The 3550-nt window shown below is 39.8% G+C and carries 5 protein-coding genes; all 5 read right to left on the reverse strand.

The features are described 5' to 3' along the window. A partial coding sequence (trhA, locus tag AC1DPQ_RS21440) for a PAQR family membrane homeostasis protein TrhA (protein WP_477610816.1) occupies positions 1 to 607 on the reverse strand: 607 nt, incomplete at its 3' end. A gap of 5 nt (positions 608 to 612) precedes the next feature. Next, on the reverse strand, positions 613 to 990 hold the full coding sequence (gene rbfA / locus AC1DPQ_RS21445) for a 30S ribosome-binding factor RbfA (RefSeq protein WP_029274533.1): 378 nt from the start codon (positions 988 to 990) through the stop codon (positions 613 to 615). A 90-nt stretch (positions 991 to 1080) separates the two neighbouring features. Beyond that, positions 1081 to 2271 (reverse strand): GTPase HflX, encoded by a 1191-nt coding sequence (hflX, locus tag AC1DPQ_RS21450; RefSeq protein WP_057931523.1) that lies wholly within the window; start codon positions 2269 to 2271, stop codon positions 1081 to 1083. A gap of 187 nt (positions 2272 to 2458) precedes the next feature. After that, positions 2459 to 3241 carry an indole-3-glycerol phosphate synthase TrpC gene (gene trpC / locus AC1DPQ_RS21455; protein WP_477583915.1) on the reverse strand — a complete coding sequence of 261 codons (783 nt, stop codon included), beginning with the start codon at positions 3239 to 3241 and terminating at the stop codon, positions 2459 to 2461. Positions 3242 to 3358: 117 nt separating this feature from the next. Then, the coding region (locus AC1DPQ_RS21460) for a glutamine amidotransferase-related protein (RefSeq protein WP_477610817.1) at positions 3359 to 3550 on the reverse strand (192 nt) is incomplete at its 5' end.

Here is a 3550-nt window from a genome sequence, read left to right on the forward strand (position 1 = left end):
TATAAATATAGTGAGATAAGGCCCCTCCAATTACAAACAGGTGCCAAAGTTCGTGACTGTGCATCCACCTGAAGAGCTGTTTATCCTTTGCGTAATAATAAGTTCCGGCAATGTAAAAAATGCCACCAAACAGCAACCAGAAAATTGCACCAATAGGTAACGTACCTAGCATTTTCTGTAACAAAGGCACAATTAAGCAGCCCATTAAAATATAAATAGACAATGAGATAGCCGTGCTTTTTAATTGGTTAAAGATTTTAAGCAGGCAACCTATAATAGCGATAATCCATACGATGGCGAACAAACTCCAACGTAACCAGTCATCAAAGACCAGCAAAGCAGTTGGCGTGTAAGAACCTGCTATCATCAGGTAAATGCAGCAATGATCGAATTTTTGCCAAAAACGTACACCATAATCGGTAGCCGGATAACCATGATACATGGCACTTACACCAAAAAGAATAAAAGTGCCAATGCTATAAATCCAGGCAGCAGTATATTCAATAGGTGTATTGCATTTTTGGAGCAATATATAGCCAGCCGGAACTGCAATTAATGCCGGTATAAAATGAGTGAAGAAATTAACGGGTTCCCTTAGCTTCCTCACAAAGATTATTCGCTGTCTTCGTCCTTCTGTCTGGGTTCTTTTGCAATTTTATCGAAAAGATGATCCATACGCTCTACATACTCGTTCGTATCATCTACAAAGAAAGTAAGCTCTGGCACCACCCTAACCTGATGGCGGATTCTGCTTCCCAGTTTATACCTGATTTCGCCCGAATGTGCGTTAACTGTATTGATAGAAAGCGTGGTGTTATTGGTATTAAAAAAACTCAGGTAAACTTTAGCCACTGCCAAATCTGGCGAAACCCGAACACGGGTAATCGTTACCAATGTATTAGGCAAAAATGCAGCACCTTCACGCTGAAAAACCTGTGCTAACTCCTCTTGTAATACTCCTGCAAATTTCTGCTGACGTTTACTTTCCATAATGTATTTATCTATCGCCTTTATGATGAAACCTTATCGGTTTTAAAAACCTACAAGGTTTATTTTCGCACCGCAATGACGGAATTTAATCTAATATAACAAATTACTATCATACGGGTATCTTGCCACGTGCGCAGCTTTAACCTTATCGTACAATAATGTTTTAAACTCTTCTAAGTTTTCTTTTTCTGTGGCCGATATAAACAATACAGGTACTTTATCGTGACTCATCCAGCTTTTCTTAAAGTCTTCTAAAGTCAGCTTACCATCATCCTCTTCATCGTCMACTTCAGGTGAAACATAAGCATCAATCTTATTAAAAACTAAAATCATATCCTTATCAATCGCACCAATATCTTTCAACGTTTCGTTAACCGTATTAATCTGATCTTCAAAGTTAGGATGGGAAACATCAACCACGTGGATCAACAAATCGGCTTCACGTACTTCATCTAAAGTAGATTTAAAACATTCTACCAAATGGTGAGGCAGCTTGCGGATAAATCCAACGGTATCAGAAAGTAAAAAAGGTAAATTCTCGATCACAACCTTACGTACAGTCGTATCTAAAGTTGCAAACAATTTATTTTCTGCAAATACTTCCGATTTCGACAGCATATTCATGATGGTCGATTTACCAACATTGGTATAGCCAACCAAAGCTACCCGAATTAACTGACCGCGGTTTTTACGCTGCGTTTCGTTTTGCCTGTCTATGTTTCTTAAACGCTCTTTTAACAAAGAGATTTTATTTAAAATAATACGTCTATCACTCTCAATCTGCGTTTCACCCGGACCACGCATCCCGATACCACCTTTCTGGCGCTCTAAGTGCGTCCACATACCGGTTAGGCGTGGCAAAACATATTGTAATTGCGCCAGTTCTACCTGTGTTTTTGCTTGTGCAGTTTGGGCCCTGTTGGCAAAAATATCCAGGATCAGATTGCTTCGATCTAAAACCTTAACTCCAAGTTCGCGATCGATGTTACGTAGTTGCGACGGCGATAATTCATCGTCGAAAACCACCACATCAATTTCTTCGGACTTCACATACGCCTTTATCTCTTCCAGTTTTCCCGTACCCACAAATGTAGCACGCTCTGGTTTAAGCATCTTCTGTGTAAAAACCTTCTCTACCTTTCCCCCAGCTGTATCTACCAAAAAAGCCAGCTCATCTAAATATTCTTTTGTTTGGGCTTCTTTTTCGCCAGGTGTAACCACTCCAACTAAAATTGCCCTTTCCTGCACTACGGCAGTATCATATGTTTTTTGTTTTCCCATGTAATTGAGGCAAATATACGAATTTGCCAACGTGTAAATCCATTAAGCTTCGTTATTCCATCATTTCGAGCGCAGCAAAGCGTAGCCGAGAAATCTTTTAACAACAAGTCCATCTAAAGATTTCTACTCCAAGGGAGTTCCTTTGGAACACTGCGGTCGAAATGACGATTTTTCTATAAAACCCGATCTATATCTGCGCTACAAATTCTTTTATCGCAACACCTGGATTATCAGTCTTCATAAAATTCTCGCCAATTAAAAATCCGTTAAAACCTGCGGTTTTTAATTCACGGATAGTTTGTGGATTACTGATCGCACTTTCCGAAATCTTTAAAAATTCATTCGGGATTTTATTTACTAAATCGAACGAAGTCTGGATATCTACCGTAAAATCGCCCAGATTTCTATTGTTTACCCCAATAGCATCCAGATTCGGGCAGATGCTCCGTTCCAACTCTTCCAGGTTGTGCACTTCTAACAGCACATTTAAACCTAGGTCTTTTGCAAACTTTCCGAAATCGTTAATCTGTTGAGGGGTTAATATTGAGGCGATCAATAGAATAATATCAGCACCCCAGGCTTTCGCTTCCAGGATCTGATACTCATCGATCATAAAATCCTTCCTTAAGATCGGAATATGGTTTGCCGCTCTTGCTGTCAGAATATCGTCGGTTTTACCACCAAAGAAATCTACATCCGTTAATACCGAAAGCGCAGATGCACCCGCGGCATTATAAGCCTGCGTTACCTCTGCAACATCGGCAATGCCATTAATTAAACCTTTTGATGGCGAACGACGCTTAAACTCAGCAATAATGCCGGTACGGTCTTCGGCCAATAGAAACTCCTTAAAAGAATAAGGTGTTCGGTTAAAATGCACCGAATTTTCTAATCCCTGTACAGAAACCAAAGCTTTTGCCGCAGCAACTTCTTCTTTTTTACGTAATACTATTTTATCTAATATGTTCATTTCACTTATCCGTCATGCAGATCCAATAGCTATCGGATTTGTTTCAGCATCTAAAAGTTAACTAATCCCAGTAAGATCCTGAATCAAGTTCAGGATGACAACCGGATGAATAAAGCACTAGGGGGTTGAGGTTAACCAGTTTTCCATCATCTGTTTCCCATACTCCGTTAGCACACTTTCTGGGTGAAACTGTACCCCGCGTACATCTAAAGTTTCATGCCTTAACGCCATAATTTCATTCTTATGATCTCTTGCTGTAATTTTTAAACACGAAGGGAAGTTCTCTTTACTCACCACCCAGCTATGGTA

This window comes from Pedobacter sp. 01T416_2, assembly GCF_056398925.1.

Bases quoted from the DNA above. Each gene is read 5' to 3' on its own strand.
- rbfA (WP_029274533.1), bottom strand. From the start codon at position 990: ATGGAAAGTAAACGTCAGCAGAAATTTGCAGGAGTATTACAAGAGGAG.
- trpC (WP_477583915.1), bottom strand. From the start codon at position 3,241: ATGAACATATTAGATAAAATAGTATTACGTAAAAAAGAAGAAGTTGCT.